The organism is Paenibacillus sp. J22FR21 (assembly GCF_056269135.1).
The window spans coordinates 78,212-94,363 of sequence record NZ_JBWDNJ010000012.1; the positions used below are offsets into that span (position 1 = coordinate 78,212).

Sequence of the window (16,152 nt, forward strand, 5' to 3'; positions counted from 1 at the left end):
TGCCTCCCTATTTCTTGTTCTCTTAAATTAGAATGTTTTTACTATAAGAGCAAATTCCGAGTATGTCAATCGGAAAAATAAATTTAACACATTAAGCGCCTCCCGCACAAAAAAAACGACGCTTTATGCGACGTTTTTGTGACAAGACCCTAAACTCCCTTAAGCCCTATACCTAATAACAGTCCCCGCTATCAAGTCGTATATCGTTTGTTTCTTTTTACTAAATAAAGGACTGATCAAGTAGATAAGCACGAGACCGTAAACGGTCCCTAATAAAGAGTAAATGAATGAGTCGGGGTAATCAGTAGGAATGACCATATGCCAAATGGTAAAATGGGCCAGCTCCCACGGGGCGAATTTAAAAGCGGAACGCAGCAGTGAGACTCTAAAACGGATTGGCTTTCCATTCAGACCAGTCACTTGAATTCCCATTTTCCGTTTTCCCCATGTTGCATGCGCTGCCGATCCCTCACAAAGTGCAAAATAAAGATAGACAGGCAGCGTAATAAATAGAAATCCACTGAGCTCCGCCAACAATGGCGATGTCGTAAACAATGGAGTCAGCCAAGGACGAATCATGAAAGATAGCCCGATTAACAAAACGATATAGCCCGAAATAATCACATAATCCCATAAGAAAGCGATTAGTCGTTTACCTAAAGATACGCGATGTAAATCTCCATGCCGATGCATAACCCTACTCCTTTTGATCAACTAAGGAACGTAACCTTATTTGATTATTCAGGATTGGATTCCATTATCCTGCAAAAGTTAACCCCCATCTTGACTACAAGTTGGGGGCTGTGTGCTGCATCTATTCCTCTATGAGGCGTCCATTATCATGCCATTGACCGTACATCTTGTTCTCTTTCGTGTTGGCAATGAATTTTTCGAGTCGGCTCTGGAATAATTCCGGCTGATCTTTGTAGCTTTGGATCGTGTCGATCCTGATTCTCGTGTAGAGCTCTGGGAAAGCCATGAAGTTCTCGTAGACTTGCTGATCTTCTTTGAGCTTTTGCTCTATAGCCCCATCGATTCGAAAAGAATCCGGGCTCATATCAGGAAGCACTTTTCTTCCTCCGTCATGCATGAACCCCAAGCGTTCGAGCCGCCGGACGCGTTCTTTGTTCAATTCCGTCCATGAGCTTTTCTTACTTCGAGGAGATAATCTCTGCGCCAGCTCGGTTTCAGAAATTTTCTTCTTCACGCCATCGATCCATCCAAAACATAACGATTCCTCGACCGCGTCCAAATATAACACTGCATCGGGGGATGGCGTCATGCTTACCACGACCCAGCACGCTTTCTCAGTCGTACTGTGCTCCAGTAACCATGCCCGCAAATCTTCTCTTGATTTTGCTGCAAGTAAGTTTATCATTTCCATAAATGTTTAATTTCTCCTGTTTAAACTTACATTAAGTATTTAACGACAGCATAGGAGATCAGATTCCGATCCCGGTAAGTTGAGGTGATGATGTCTTCGTGTTTACTCATAATCCCGTTTTGCAACATGACTGGTTTAAATCCTCGTTCACTGGCACCGTTATAGGTAAACAACACGCATTGCTCTGCCGCAAATCCGGCAAGGATGACTAATTCCACTTCATGCTTCAGCAGTACTTGCTCCAAGTCTGTTTGCCAGAAAGCATTCGAGCTTTCTTTGCTTACGATGATGTCTGTGTCCTGAACTTGAATCTCCGGGATCGAATTGAAGGAATCTCTGTTTGAGTCCGAAATACCTTCAATGTCGTGAATGTGAATGACGGGGTGATGATTGGAACGAAGCACATCTGATACATAGTTTATATACTCACTGGCTCTTTCTATCATCTGCTTGTCTATTTCCTGTAGATGGATTGTTTGCATATCAATAATTAGGAATCCAATTTTCATCGATTATACGCCTCCATTTGAATGAATCCTGATACCTTTCCAATTATACCAAATGATCTTGACCCATATAAAGGGAACCAAACAAGGCAGCTGAATTAATAGGAGAGTAACAAAAATTAACTTGATTAACTTTAAGTCCTATTATAGTATCTTTGTGGGTCATACAAAAATTAACAATTAATAAAGGGGATTTTAATCAATGGAAGCGAATGCGAATCCGAATTACTACCAGTCTGTTGCTCCACAGCCGAGTGCACCTATTATCTCCGTAAAAGACTGGATGCTCACAACTCTCCTGCTTGCGATTCCAATTGTAAATATCATTATGCTTCTCGTCTGGGCATTTGGCGGCGGTGCGAATCCGAATAAAGCGAACTATGCCAAGGCAGGCTTGATCTGGGCATGTATCGGAATCGCGTTCTATGTAGTCGTGTTTGTTATCATCCTAGGCGTTTTCACTTCAAATTTCTCATAGTCATTCCATGTAAAACAAACAAGGCAGCTGATCCACGTGATCGGCTGCCTTGTTTGTTTTAAGCGGAAATTAATCATGTCTCAAGTGCTGTAACGTTTGAATGAATATTTGCTCCACATGATCATCATCTAAGGAGTAAAATACGGTTTTCCCCACTTTACGCCTCTTTACGATACGAAGGTTTCTTAGAAATCGAAGCTGATGCGAAATCGCGGATTGCCCCATATCGAGTACTTGTGTCAAATCATGTACGCATAACTCGCTCTGAGATAGCGCATGAATAATCTTCACCCTAGTGGGATCCCCTAGTGTCTTGAATAAATCGGCCATCGCACTGGCTGAGGACTCATCAACTAAATGTTCTTTCACGACTCTAAAATCAATCTGAGTCCCGCTGCATGAATCGTCGCAGGTTTCTAGCGTAAGTTTATCGTCCAAATCGTTCCACCAGCCATCGAATATGATGTCCTTTATTATAACATAGCCGATGGCCGATTGTTGCAGCACGCCGGATGGAGGAATTACATTTGACAGAAAAATAATTCCAACATATCATATGAATACATACTCATATATTAATCAAAAGAGGTGCACTTATGAAAGAATCCCGCTCCAATGGACTCTCGTGTGATCATTGCGCACCAGGTCATAACCACGCTCACGAGGGTAGTCATAATCATACCCATGATCACACTCATAGTCATGGTCATAGTCATAATCATGATCATTCTCATGAACACGGGAATTCCAAAATGGTTAAAATGTTGTTCGTCTCCGCGATCTTCTATGGTGTCGCTTATATCTCCGGCGATCAGTTAAACAGCGGTATCCAGATCGGCATGTATTTGGCAGCCATTGCTCTGAGCGGCTATTCGACCTTTCTACGCGGGCTAAAGAATCTATTGGCATTGCGATTTAACATCGACACCTTAATGACAATCGCATTGGCAGGCGCCGTTGCAATCGGCGAGTGGAAGGAAGCTACGCTCGTGGCCATTCTATTCGGCTTGAACGAACTGCTCGAAGGACTTGGAATGGAGAAAGCCCGTCGCTCTATGGAGACGCTCCTTCAAGTAGCTCCTAAAGAAGCGGTGAAACTTGAGAATGGCCACGAAGTCGTCGTCCCTATCACTTCTTTGACAGTCGGTGACCTGGTCATCGTGAAACCCGGAGAAAAGATCCCATCCGATGGAGTCGTAGTCGGCGGTAAAAGCTCGGTTAACGAAGCTGCAATTACCGGAGAGGCATTACCGATCGAGAAAGACAATGGAGAGCTTGTTTTTGGTGGGAGCATCAACAATGAAGGTGTCCTACACATCCGGATCGAGAAGGCTTACAGGGATTCTTCACTGGCGAAGATTCTGCATTTGGTTGAAGAAGCCCAAGAAACGAAAACACCGACTGAGCTGTTTATTAATAAATTCGCTAGGTACTATACACCAATCATTATGCTGATCTCAGTGCTCGTCATCTTGATTCCTCCCCTTCTCCTAGGCGGAGATTGGAGCAAATGGATCTATCAAGGCTTGGCCGTCTTAATCGTCGGATGCCCTTGTGCACTTATTCTCTCTTCACCGATAGCGATTGTAGCTGGTATAACTCGAAGTGCGCGGAACGGTATTTTGATCAAAGGCGGCGTCTTCCTAGAGCAGTTAGGCCGAATCGATACCATAGCCTTCGACAAGACGGGGACGATAACCAAAGGAGAACCGTACGTCGAGAAGATGATCGTATACGAAGAGCATCAATTCTTAGAAATCGCAGGTGCCATCGAAAGCTCTTCTTCCCATCCACTGGCCAAAGCAGTAATGAAGAAAATTACGGAACTGGGAATCCAGGTCTCAGCACCAGATGAAATCCAGACGATTTCCGGCCGAGGGATTGCCGCCCTTGTACAAGGAAAGCAATATTGGCTTGGAAATGAGCGTAGCATGGAACATCTCACTATTCCAGCCGACGTCCAAACTCAAATTACTGATATGAAGAATCAAGCGCTCACGTTAGTTCTCCTAGCTGACAGTGAGCAGGTACTTGGCATGTTCGGCATCGCTGATGAAATCCGAGCAGAAAGTAAAACGGTCATTGCAAAGCTTCGTCAGGCCGGCATACGTAACACGGTCATGCTTACCGGCGACCATCAGACGACCGCAGAGAAGGTTGCTAAATTCGTTGGTGTTACTACAGCTTACGGCAATCTGCTGCCCGAAGATAAAGTGAATAAGATTAAAGAACTCGCGCGTAGCGGTAAAGTCGCTATGATTGGGGATGGCATCAATGATGCACCTGCGTTGGCGACGGCTCAACTGGGGATTGCCATGGGCAAAGGAACGGATAGCGCGATCGAGACGGCGGATATCGTGCTCATGCAGGATCATCTGGGCAAACTGCCGGAGGCCGTATCCGTGGCAAAACGAGTGAATGCGATCATTCGGTTTAATATAGGCGTTTCACTCGGATTGAAGCTGGTCGCCTTACTGCTTACCATTCCGGGGTGGCTAACGCTCTGGATTGCTATTCTGTCCGATATGGGCGCTACCATCTTCGTTACGTTAGTGAGTCTGACGGTGCTGATTGGCCCCGATAACAAGCAAGGCAGCCGATCCCAGTGATCGACTGCCAATGTGTTGGGCAGGATGAATATGGTACAAACCAACTAATCTAGAAAACGAGCTTCTACATACCCGTTCTCTTTAAAATTAATAAACACATTCACGGTTTCTTTATGAGCGGAGAATTTGTGTATCTTTCCTTTTCGAATATCGCGCAGCGTTCTTTGGAAGAAATTCAGATGAGATACCTTCTCAGATGAATAATTGATAATTAATGACCTTCGTACATATTTTTCTCCTTCTTTGCACATCTGTTTTAATTGATCAACATCTCTGTTCTCTAAAGTTAAAAGTCGTTTTATTAACTTTAGTTGAATAAATGTCAGATGGTTCAGAGCGGATTCAAGCTCAACATGAAAGGAGTTTTTGTAAAAGAGTTCGTCGATAATCAACGAACGTAGAATCCACTCTTTCCCTTCTACCAATTTATTTTTATCTAATAATACGAAACCATATTTTAAAAAGAGAATACCAATATTCGGATGGTCTGTACTATAATATTTCCTCCTTATTTTATAAGCGATCTTTATGTTCCGTATTGCTTCACTATGATTTCTCATATTTAAATACGTACTAGCTAAATTATCATATCGGTAAGCAAGTACGGGGTGCTCGTTACCGTAGTAACCAATATCAATTTCCAGCGATTTCTGCAGAGCCAATATCGACCACTTCGGTTTCTCACGTTTCATGAGTTCAACCGATAAGTTATTGTAAACGATCGCAGCATGAACGGTATCCAACTGATTAATTTTTTTCAAGAGCTTTAATGCTCTAATGAAATATCGATTAGCCTTCTTTCTATTTAGCTGTTGTAGAATTAATCCATAATTATTAATAAAATGAATGATTAAAGGGTCATCTTCACACAATAACTGTTCAGCTAGTTCAAATGCACGTAATAGTTTGTCATGCGATTTATTGTATTCACCTAGATCCATATCTAAACGTCCGGAATTCATTAAACAATTAGCGAATTCAAAAGTATTCGTATAATCTCCTTTTTCAAATATATTTAATGCTTGGTTATAGTAGTCAGCAGCTTCCTCATATTGGTTTTGATGCTTTAGTGCAAGTCCCATATTGTTTCGAATATTAGCCTCTTCGACCTCTTCAATTCCGGGCAATTGTTTATACTGATCCGAAACATATTTAAATAAAGAGAAAGCTTCCGAGTATCGAGCAATTTCATTCAAGTAAATTCCAGTATTATTGAGCAAAGTAAGAAATCCCCTATCCTTCATATCACTCTCGTAATGTTCGGCCAATGTTTGAATATGATTAACCAATTCAACTATTTTACGATATTCTAATGGACCAGTTTCCTGCTTTTGGATCAAACGATTTAATAAACTTGTCACTTGCCGGTGCCACTCACTCTTTTCATGAAACGACAATCTTTCTCGTATTGTTGATTGCAAGAGTCTGTGTATGCTAATCATGTTCTTTTTATTATTCCGATTAATTAAGGAGTATCTTAATAGAGCAAGATGAACATCGTCATACAATAAATCATCTTTGAAAACAGAAACAAGCGAGATAATCTCAAGTTGTTCACCGAACCATTCCAGAGGTACACAATCTGGGGATAAGAACGACAACAGGATTAAGAAATCCAGACTTTCCGGTTGGATGCTCTTCAATTCTTGAAGAATAACGTCAATCAAATTCTCAAAGCTACTTCCAATGGAAATTGTAGATCCTATTCTCCTTTTTACGTCAATTGGCCGATTCAACAATAGCAAATAGAGTTGTTCGTATGTTCTGTTCGATTGATTCATAAATGCACCTGCCTGTTCGATAGCTAAAGGCAAGCACCCGAAATACTCCGTTATTTTAACTGCATAATCGTCTTCTTTCCGTCCCGTTAACTGAAAAAGCAATTCCAAAGATTCTTCTTTCGTTAGCGGCTTTAACTGTATCAATGCATTAGTGTGCTTAATAAGTTCATTTTGACTCGTCACAATCACATGTCCCTGCTTCATGCTCGGCAGGAGAAGTGAAATTTCACTTTCAGCTTTCACGTTATCGAAAACAAACAAATAATCTCGATTTTGTTCCATCCAGTTGCGAACATAACCCAGAAGTGAGAGCTCATCAAAGTTTTCCGCATTATAATCTTCATTAGCGATCCCTTGCCGAAAACGGTGCAAATCTATCATCATTGCGCTTCGAGTTTCCGCTCGAACCCAACAAATAGTTCGGTATTGTTGTCTGTTCAACGTTAGATAGCGTACAGCTAGTTGTGTTTTTCCTATTCCCGGCATACCCGTGATGTATACCGCTCCACCGTCTTCCAGTAGTGTTCTGACATTTTGCAATTCTGGATCTCTACCATGGAAATGAGAAGAAATAGGGAAAAAGTGATTTGTAATATTCGAAGTAGAGATTGGTTCAACTATAGCCTCCGACTGTGATTGCCATTTTACAATTTGATCTCTAACATAGATATAAGCATGGTTCTGATGATTAGATGCCTGAAGTATTCCCTTGTGCGTGCCAGGAAGTGGAATACCGGAGAACATGAGTGACTCCATAAAGTGCGGAACCGCGCTTTCTTTAGTTACAATGCTATCCTCAGTTCCATATGCGAAAGAGCAGATAGGCTCAAGAGTTGTTTTATAAGCGACACCAAGCCTATTTAAATGGTCCAAAAACTTACTGTTCGGAGCCAAATCGCTAATCTGATCATGCGGATGAAACCTTATAAGCTCATTAATAAACGCTTTCGATGAACCATTATATGGAGCTGCCAAACTAATAAAGCCCTTAATTGGATGGTTGGAACCATGAACAAGTTCTTGCACCAAATACCCTAATCCAACTAGTCCCCCCATACTGTGCCCGATTATGTAAACATTCTTATAAGATTGAAGATCTGTGCGACCTAATTCCCTCTTTAGCTCCTGTGTTAAGATTTCTAGCTCAGTCAGCTCATTCTTTTTACCGATTGTTAGTTTCTGTTTGAAAACCTGTATCTCATTTAAACCGAAACTAGTGAGTATTTTTGAAGCTAAGTGTGCCGTATTGTAATGAACTAAAGCGACATCGAAAACTTGAAGTTGCGAATCCTCCAAAAAAAGCTTAACCCAGTCCGTTTCTTCGAATCGCCAAGTTTGATTTGTGGCTCCAAGACCGTGAATGAGCAGGAGCATATTCTGCCGGTTACTCTGTGAGCTATAAAAAATTTCATCGATTTGGAGTCCCAATACTTGTTCCCTCGCTTTTAGTCAACATTCAATTAGAATTAATTCCCAAGTTTATTATACCAAGATTGTCTAAATAGCTCCTAATATTTATGGGTGAGATGAATTTGAACCAAAGAAATAATAAACAAAAAACCTCCATCAGCTCAGCTGACGGAGGTTTTTCACCAGTTTCTTCGATGTTGAAATCTAGCTTAATTGAATACGATCTTTCATCTTCACATGATAATAGCCGATCTTGATGCAAGGCTGCGGCGAAGCCGTGAGTTTACCCACAAGCGCCAGCTCATTATTACCTTCTCTGAGCCATGAGCGCCAGACATAGAATCTTCGTTGATAGCCGCCGGGATAATATTTGCCGATTAACTCGCCATTTACATAAATCAAAGTGAACTCTTGTACGCCCTCCAGCTCGATGTACACCGGATGAACCACATCTGTCCATTCTGAATAGGCAAATTGACTTCTAGCTACAATCAGGGAGCCTTCTTGCTTAGCTACCAAGCCTTGCAAGCTATCCTGCTCATAAGTACCGAGCTCACCCTCGATCGCAGCCTGAATTCCTGATGCTAACGGAGTAAAGCTCGCTTCCCCTTCGATTGCGGCTTTGTAGTAGGAGATACTAGCGGGCTGAAGGACACCGCCGCCTCTTGGCCCCATTAGACAACGCAGAAGGATTTGATTGTATTCTCCGAATTGAATCCAAGGGGTGATATCCCAATATTTCGGGCTATTCTCGAATCCCCAGTTGCTCCACCCTTGCCAAATCGCAGCGAGATGCTTGCCATTCACATACAAGGCGTAGATTAGATCAGCATCCCGAACTTCAAGCAGCACCCGATTTCCGGCATACTTGGCATCCGCATGAAATTGTGTTCGGTTTAGGACTTCACCCGAGCCCGAATAGTCAATATTGGCATCTTTCATCAGAAGGCCTTCCGAGCCAAATTCGAATGAGGACCAATTATTCGTCTCCTTACCGAGCGCTGCGATATCAATGCCGATCTCCTGCGCATAGCCATCTTCGTGATAGGAGAGTAACTGATCCTTGTCCTCAAACATCGCATCCTTCTCTTCCTTGGTGAACAACATCTTCTGTTTCCAGCTCACCAGCTCTTCGGAGTGAAGGGCACCCACATACAAAGGCAGCATCATTCCGCTTAAAGCCGGATCCAGCGCCATATCTTTGTCATGCCCCGTGGAGTAGCAGCGAAGCGTCAAGCTGTTGCTCCCGGCAATAAGATTGGTTAACCGGAGCTTCATGGTGCGTTGTCCCGAAGCAACCCATTCATTATTGATAAACAGATCAAAGTAATCATTTACTTCCGGTATCAATAATTGCTGCTCCTCACCATCACTGATCCATTCGCTTGTGTAGACCGCATAACCGCAATCGTTATGCCCATTGGTCTCAAAGGAACGCCCTAGATTGGTTTTCTTGGCTGCAGCCTGCGAGGACACAAATGATTTCTCCCAATCCTGACAAATGTCCCAATTCATGATTTCGGCGGTTTCCTGAAGATCAGGAACGTTATGATGAGGTGCCGTGTAAGTCATTTGCTTCATGGATGCATCCGCACTGCGAATCACCGTCAACGCATGGGTAACACCGGGTTCAGCTTCCACTTGAATATGATCGTCGTCAGATGCCGACCATTCCGCATAATAAAGGTCCGAAATAAGCAGATCCCGTTTGCCGTCGACTTCCGGCCCAAACCAGGTATGCATGGCCCGCTCCCGCGAAATCATCATAATCCGATAGGCATCCAAGCAGATCCACTGATCTTCCGGCCCAGGTGTGAAAGTAATGGTTAGTTCATTCGCACACCATGCTGTCTGTACGGCTCCGGAATCAACCACATGCGGCAGTAACTCGCTGTTCCACATCAGCTTCAATTGGTTTTCTTGTCCGATCTCCCCAAATACGATACAAACGCTCGCATCCCTGTAGAGGAATTCAGCCGAGGAATGAATCCATTTCAAGCCCGCATGTAAATGAACATGGAGCGGATAGATCTTGGTTTCCATCGGCTGAAGCACGATTCGGGTTGGAAATACGCCCAACAACTCGGACTCCCAGGTGAAAGCTTGGATGTCATCGGAAGCATTACTGAAAGCTAGCAGCTGCTTACCGCGAAGGTTGACCAGCACTTCGGGAGGAACCCCTTCTACGCAAACTTCTGTACCCGTCATCATTTCCGGCTCTTCCACCAGTAAGGATTCGAAGGAAAGCAGCTGAGCATGCGTAGTCTTATAGCGATAGTACAATTCCCCGAGCTCGCCCCACTCTTCGATGGCGGCTTCGTTATAATAGCGATTCGGGAAGAATTTAGCAGGCTGCATCCCCGGATCGGTTCCACCGGCAAACATAAAGTAGTTCAGTCCTGCGCAGCCGTTAATGAACGCAAGCTTCGTCAAGCTTTCCAGCCATACACGCGGTAAATGTCCCATTGTCGTCACGTCTGAACTTAGAGCGGTGTTTAACCAGCCCGCCTCGAATTCCTGACTAAAGATCGGCTTATCCGGATGCGTTGCCCGGTAGTTCTGAAAGTAAGCAGAGACTTCCCGTATCTGATCCGGAGCAGGCGTAGGGTAGTAATCAAATGCCCCGAGCAGCCCCTCTTCGGCATAATAATCTCCGTTATTCAGCACGATAGGTACCTCGATGCCAAGCTCTTTCACTCTGTTGGCCAGTTGAAGTAAATACGGCTTATTCCCGAAACCGAACTCATTCTCCACTTGCCAAATAATTACATTTCCTCCCGCTGTAATTTGAGTGTCTTTCAACAAAGGTGTGATCGTATCCAACCAGCGATGCAAATAAGATAGAAAAGCGGGGTCACCGGTTCTCGTTCTGACTCCTTCCGCCCAAATCCAGCTTGGGAATCCCCCACCAGAGATTTCATCGCAAACATATCCGCTCGGCTTTAATATGCCTAATAACTGATTCTGTTTCATTAACTCCACAAACTCGGCGATATCTAAACGGCCCGAGAAGCTGAACTGCTCCTTCTCGTTCTCATGTAACCCCCAAGGCACGTAGGTGCTGATGCAATTCAAGAGATTGGCTTTTAATTTGCGGATGCGATCCTCCCATTCGATCGGATCCGTTTTGAAATAAGACAACTCCCCGGAGATCACCAGTCTGCTCTTGCCATATATCTTAAAATAAGACTCCTTGCAGCTTATTGCTGGTTCAAGCTTAGTCGTCATTATGTAGTCTCCCTATCGCTGAGTGCCTGCCGTATGCTCCATTCTAACGGCGAGTAGTCACGAGGTTCATCTCGATTCAAGTTCATGCGTTCTGTTAACGGAGTCGTTCGGTTGCACATGAAGCGTGGAACGCCGTTATGGTTCTGCGATGAGGTATGATACAGAAACGGATGACAGAGGATGACATCGCCCGGAGAGCCGGTCGTTTCAACCACACGCAATTGAATACCCTTTGAATCCGTATGCAGCGTGTTCATGAAGATATTGATGCGCTCTTTCGCAGAAGAAGCAGCTTTCCCGCTCGTAATGCCGGTCAATTCCGCTAAATAGGGATGCTGCAGGTTTAGCGCATCTATTGCAGCCTGTGATTCAAGTCCCTCGGGATGCTGATCTAAGAAACGAGCGACCAGCTTATGTGAACCCTCAAGCACTAGCGTACCGCCGCCGCGAGGAGCAATTTCGGAGAATAAGCATAAACACAGCAGTCCCTGCTCCGGGCTATCTACATAATGACGGAAGTGTATGCCATCCCAATGCCACCCTTCAGTTGGAACGCTCCACTCTTTCTCCGCCCCCAGTGCAAAGTTCACCGGCCACCAGCCCCATGTAGAATGAATCTCATCCACGCCGTACACACCTTTATCTGTCCATCTGTCTGTGCCGATCAACTCTTCGATCGCATTAGCCATTCTCAGCGTGTTGCAACGGTCAAATTCCGGACTCCGATAAGCTTCCTGGATGTAAATCATCGGCTCTGTCCAAGTCGATGGATCCTCTTGCAGAATCCCTCTCACTCTCAGCTTCTCCCATAGAAATTGCTGACAGGAGCGTGCGGTATCCGGCGCAAAGGCTTGCTCGACCTTGACCCAGCCCCGTTCCTTGAAATGCTCGATTTGCTCGAAGTTAAGCACATGATTAAGCACCCGAATCCCTCCTTGGTATAAATAAGGCTAACGCTCCGAAGAGCGTCAGCCTTTGAGATGTACATTGCTGAATGGTTACAGCATTACTTCGCTGTTTTTACCCATTCATCCAGTTGCTTCTGCTTCTCTGCGATGATTTTATCTACCCCGATGGATTTCATTTTATTGATGTATTTAGGCAGGAATTCATTAGGATCAACAGTTCCGGTGAATAAGGCTGGCTCGAATTCCTTCTTCGCATTGTTGAACGCCGCAATTTCATTCTTAACCGGTTCCGGATTAAAGACAAAACCCAGTACGCTCGACTTCTCCGCGGATTCATTGAATTTCAAGAAATTGTCCCATTTAGCCGGGTTCTCATTGGCCCACAGATAATCGTTAAACTGATTACCGAACATCCAAGCGCCATTAAGCACGTAACCTGATGTTGCAGCATCTACGCCTTCCGGGAAGTCAATCACGTTATCGCTTTTCTTCACGAAATGCTTGCCTTCAATACCGAATGCAATCAAGTTAACTAAGTATTTGTCCGTGTAAAGGAGATTCAGGAACATCATCGCACGATCCGGATCCTTCGAGGTTCTGGAGATCGATGTCATCGAACCCGTTGTATCTGCCGTTCTCACGATCGGCTTTGTTAACTCCACCTGCACAAATTCAACGCCGTTAGCCAAACTATCTTCCGCATCTTTACCCGGCTTCAGTTGTTGGACGTAGGAGAAGGCTTTACCTGCTTTGAGTGCCCCCGAGATATCCGCTGCTGTTGCCGCATCCTTGTTCACATAACCGGCCAGGAACCATTTGCGAGCCAGATCCAATTCTGCTTTCACTTGCGGCGTTTCAATGCCGGACACGACTTTAAAGTCGTTCGCTCCGCGTACTACCGATCCAGGGCTGGCGTCTCCCAAATCTTCGAAATTCATCGGATTATAAATCCAATCCACGCTTGTATCTTTATTCAAGTAGAGCGGAGTAACACCGGACTCCTTCTCTTTGATCATTTGATAGATCGGTTCTAAATCTTCGACCTTCTTAATTTGAGTAATATCGATTTTGTATTTATCTACAAGATCTTTGCGGAGCATGACACCTGCCTGGCTGGCAAGCTCTTTATTGATAGGAATCCCATAATTGCGTCCATTCACCTTCGAACCCTCGAGCAACGCCGGGTTAATAACTGATTTCAGATCCGGTGCGTTTTTGTCGATCAGATCAGTCAAGTCGATAATGTTGCCTTGTTGAATCTTCGTGCCGAAGTTATCCCAGTTCATCGTTTGAAGCAAGTCAAACTGCTCGCTCGATGCAAACTTCAAGTTCACTTTGTCCTGCCAGCTGCCCCAGTCGATGACATCCAGTTCAAACGATGCGTTGATTTTATCCTTTAGATACTTGCTGATTTCCTCATTGACCAGTGCCAAGTCTTTCGGCACCGCTCCGCCCGGAACGACCATCTTGAGTTTGTATGGCGCCAGCTCCGGTGCGGAAGGAGCTTCATTGGTTGCGGTGGTAGTTTCATTGGTCGCCGTCGTTTCTTGTTTTGTATCATTAACTGCCTGCTCGTTGCTTGCGTTCTGATTATTGCTTTTTCCACAGCCTGACAACAATAGAGATGCCGAAACAATCGAGGCTACAACGAGTGGAGCTGCTTTTTTCATTTTCTTCATACAAACCCTCCTGAGTATATTTATCTATGCTAACTAGCAATGCTAGTTTTAGCCTTTTACAGCGCCTACAGTCAATCCTTTGACGAAATACTTCTGGAAGAAGGGATAGGCGAACACCATTGGCCCCGTACCAACAATACACATGGCCATACGAACGGATTCACTAGGCAAATTCGCAATCTCTGTAGAGCTCGGACCACCCGCTTGGGCGTTTGCCAGCAAGAACTGCAGGTTCATTAACACTTTATACATCATGTACTGGAGATTGATGATGTCGTCATTATTAATAAAGATCAAGCTGTTGTACCAGCCATTCCAATACCCGAGCGAGTAGAACAAGCCGATTGTCGCAAATACAGGAAGCGATAACGGGACAACAATCTGAACGAGAATTCGGCCTTCACCTGCCCCCTCCATCGTTGCGGATTCAATAATCGAGGGATGAATCGTCGTTTGAAAGAACGTTCTCATGATAATGACATAGAAGGCGTTCATTAGCAGGCCCGGGACAATCAAGGCGAAGATTGTATCTTTCAGATGAAGGAGATTCGTGTATACCAAGTACCATGGCACCAGACCGCCGCTGAATATCATCGTGAAGAAGATAAAGAAGGAGAAGAACCCGCGAAAATGAAAATCCTTCCTCGATAACGGATAAGCAAACAAGGCAGTCATAATGATTCCGGCAATTGTTCCTACAACCGTAACTACGATTGATATCCCGTAAGCCGTTATAATGCTGTGAATATCGAACCACAAATACTTGTAAGCGGACAAGCTGAATTTCTCAGGTATTAATTTATAGCCGTGGAGTGCGATCGATTTCTCATCCGAGAAGGAAACGCCTACGACCAACAAGATGGGAAGGAGACACAGACAACCGTATAGGATAAAGATAATGTTCAGAATGATATTGGACTTGGCTGAGACAGCCAGTATGTCTCGCTGGTTCCTTCTTACAGCCGAAGGTTCATCTTGCAAAGAATAGTTGACCGAAGATGTAGTTTCCAAGCTTCTCCTCCTCCTGTTCTAAAAGAGTGCATTCTCTTTGTCTATTTTGCGTACCAGGAAATTCACACTAACGACTAGAACGAATCCGACTACGGACTGATACATGCCCGCTGCCGATGACATTCCCGTATCTCCCAGTCGAATCAAGGCCCGGTACACATACGTATCAATGACATTCGTTGTTGAGTATAAGGCTCCCGCATCAAGCGGCAATTGATAGAACAAACCGAAATCCGCATTTAAGATATGACCGACTGCGAGCAAGGTCAGAATGATCATCATCGGCTTGATGGAAGGCAGTGTAATGTTTCGGATTAACTGCCACTTGGTTGCACCGTCGGTTATGGCAGCTTCATAGTACTCCTTGTCGATACTGATAATGGCCGCCAAGTAAATCACGATGGAGTAGCCGACGTTCTTCCAAATGTAGACGATCGGCAAGATGAACGGCCAATATTTCGGCTCGCTGTACCACGAAATCGGTTCAATGCCAAGCGGTGCCAATAGGATCGTGTTAATGAAACCAAATTCCTGGCTCAGCATCGAGTAACCAAGATACCCTACAACGACCGCAGACAGAAAGTAAGGGAGGAACATGATGCTCTGATACAAATTGGAGAAGAAGCGGTTTCGCAGCTCGTTCAGCAGGATAGCGAATGTAACGGCGCTGACCAGTGTAAGAACGATAAATACTAGATTGTACAAGATCGTATTCCGCGTAATGACCCAGGCATCGCTTGAGTTAAACAGAAACTTGAAATTGTCGAATCCGACCCACGGGCTCTTCAAGTAACCCAGCGCGTAATTGATGCTTTTGAAAGCGACAACCGACCCAAGCATCGGAATGTAATTGTTAATAATTAAGTAAAGCACGCCCGGCAGTAACATGAGTAATAAATAGCGATTTTGAAATACTTTCTTCATAAAGGATGTTTTGTATTGATTATTAATGGGTTTATTACCCATATTCAGCACCTTCTTTCTCGTTATCCCCATCTGTTACCTTTATTATAGAGTCTCGATTAATGGCATTCTACGAAGTGGAATGACATCATTGCCGTTATTATGACAGCAACAAGGTGAAACGGCTGCCGCCGTCCTTTTAGCGGCGCAGCGCGTTTCATACCGGAGAATTCTAAGCTCATTTATGAAGTGAAA

General features: G+C 44.4%; 12 protein-coding genes. 2 read left to right on the forward strand and 10 right to left on the reverse strand.

Annotated elements, in window-relative coordinates; translation table 11 throughout:
* Window positions 1-159 precede the first annotated feature (159 nt).
* From AC0YNS_RS29085 to AC0YNS_RS29095, 3 genes are all read right to left on the reverse strand, one after another.
* Window positions 160-693 (reverse strand): RDD family protein, encoded by a 534-nt coding sequence (locus AC0YNS_RS29085; protein WP_475784414.1) that lies wholly within the window; start codon window positions 691-693, stop codon window positions 160-162.
* 121 nt (window positions 694-814) lie between these two features.
* Window positions 815-1,384, reverse strand: a complete 570-nt coding sequence (locus AC0YNS_RS29090) for a YdeI/OmpD-associated family protein (protein WP_475784415.1) — start codon at window positions 1,382-1,384, stop codon at window positions 815-817.
* A gap of 26 nt (window positions 1,385-1,410) precedes the next feature.
* Window positions 1,411-1,893, reverse strand: coding sequence for a cysteine hydrolase family protein (locus AC0YNS_RS29095; RefSeq protein WP_475784416.1), 483 nt, complete (start codon window positions 1,891-1,893; stop codon window positions 1,411-1,413).
* 199 nt (window positions 1,894-2,092) lie between these two features.
* On the opposite strand from AC0YNS_RS29095, the gene AC0YNS_RS29100 reads away from it, so the two are divergent.
* Window positions 2,093-2,368, forward strand: coding sequence for a hypothetical protein (locus tag AC0YNS_RS29100; protein ID WP_475784417.1), 276 nt, complete (start codon window positions 2,093-2,095; stop codon window positions 2,366-2,368).
* Between the two features lie 69 nt (window positions 2,369-2,437).
* On the opposite strand, the gene AC0YNS_RS29105 is transcribed toward AC0YNS_RS29100, so the two are convergent.
* Window positions 2,438-2,806 (reverse strand): ArsR/SmtB family transcription factor, encoded by a 369-nt coding sequence (locus AC0YNS_RS29105; protein ID WP_475784418.1) that lies wholly within the window; start codon window positions 2,804-2,806, stop codon window positions 2,438-2,440.
* 158 nt (window positions 2,807-2,964) lie between these two features.
* Here AC0YNS_RS29105 and AC0YNS_RS29110 point away from each other — a divergent pair, with 158 nt between their 5' ends.
* Window positions 2,965-4,977 (forward strand): heavy metal translocating P-type ATPase, encoded by a 2,013-nt coding sequence (locus tag AC0YNS_RS29110; RefSeq protein ID WP_475784419.1) that lies wholly within the window; start codon window positions 2,965-2,967, stop codon window positions 4,975-4,977.
* A 44-nt stretch (window positions 4,978-5,021) separates the two neighbouring features.
* Here AC0YNS_RS29110 and AC0YNS_RS29115 read toward each other — a convergent pair whose 3' ends face one another.
* The 6 genes from AC0YNS_RS29115 to AC0YNS_RS29140 all read right to left on the reverse strand — a co-directional run bounded on the left by AC0YNS_RS29115 (window position 5,022) and on the right by AC0YNS_RS29140 (window position 15,960).
* A complete protein-coding gene (locus AC0YNS_RS29115; RefSeq protein WP_475784420.1) occupies window positions 5,022-8,186 on the reverse strand; it encodes a tetratricopeptide repeat protein in 3,165 nt (1,054 codons plus the stop codon).
* 186 nt (window positions 8,187-8,372) lie between these two features.
* On the reverse strand, window positions 8,373-11,396 hold the full coding sequence (locus AC0YNS_RS29120; protein ID WP_475784421.1) for a beta-galactosidase: 3,024 nt from the start codon (window positions 11,394-11,396) through the stop codon (window positions 8,373-8,375).
* Window positions 11,396-12,319 carry a phytanoyl-CoA dioxygenase family protein gene (locus AC0YNS_RS29125; protein ID WP_475784422.1) on the reverse strand — a complete coding sequence of 308 codons (924 nt, stop codon included), beginning with the start codon at window positions 12,317-12,319 and terminating at the stop codon, window positions 11,396-11,398. Before AC0YNS_RS29125 ends, AC0YNS_RS29120 begins: the two co-directional genes overlap by 1 nt.
* A gap of 83 nt (window positions 12,320-12,402) precedes the next feature.
* Entirely contained in the window at window positions 12,403-13,983 is a 1,581-nt protein-coding gene (locus tag AC0YNS_RS29130; RefSeq protein WP_475784423.1) for an ABC transporter substrate-binding protein, read from the reverse strand.
* A 48-nt stretch (window positions 13,984-14,031) separates the two neighbouring features.
* Window positions 14,032-14,994 carry a carbohydrate ABC transporter permease gene (locus AC0YNS_RS29135; protein ID WP_475784424.1) on the reverse strand — a complete coding sequence of 321 codons (963 nt, stop codon included), beginning with the start codon at window positions 14,992-14,994 and terminating at the stop codon, window positions 14,032-14,034.
* Between the two features lie 18 nt (window positions 14,995-15,012).
* Window positions 15,013-15,960 (reverse strand): ABC transporter permease, encoded by a 948-nt coding sequence (locus AC0YNS_RS29140; protein WP_475784425.1) that lies wholly within the window; start codon window positions 15,958-15,960, stop codon window positions 15,013-15,015.
* Between the last annotated feature and the right edge of the window lie 192 nt (window positions 15,961-16,152).

Bases quoted from the DNA above. Each gene is read 5' to 3' on its own strand.
- AC0YNS_RS29120 (WP_475784421.1), bottom strand. From the start codon at position 11,396: ATGACGACTAAGCTTGAACCAGCAATAAGCTGCAAGGAGTCTTATTTT.
- AC0YNS_RS29140 (WP_475784425.1), bottom strand. From the start codon at position 15,960: ATGGGTAATAAACCCATTAATAATCAATACAAAACATCCTTTATGAAG.
- AC0YNS_RS29085 (WP_475784414.1), bottom strand. From the start codon at position 693: ATGCATCGGCATGGAGATTTACATCGCGTATCTTTAGGTAAACGACTA.
- AC0YNS_RS29095 (WP_475784416.1), bottom strand. From the start codon at position 1,893: ATGAAAATTGGATTCCTAATTATTGATATGCAAACAATCCATCTACAG.
- AC0YNS_RS29110 (WP_475784419.1), top strand. From the start codon at position 2,965: ATGAAAGAATCCCGCTCCAATGGACTCTCGTGTGATCATTGCGCACCA.
- AC0YNS_RS29100 (WP_475784417.1), top strand. From the start codon at position 2,093: ATGGAAGCGAATGCGAATCCGAATTACTACCAGTCTGTTGCTCCACAG.
- AC0YNS_RS29090 (WP_475784415.1), bottom strand. From the start codon at position 1,384: ATGGAAATGATAAACTTACTTGCAGCAAAATCAAGAGAAGATTTGCGG.
- AC0YNS_RS29130 (WP_475784423.1), bottom strand. From the start codon at position 13,983: ATGAAGAAAATGAAAAAAGCAGCTCCACTCGTTGTAGCCTCGATTGTT.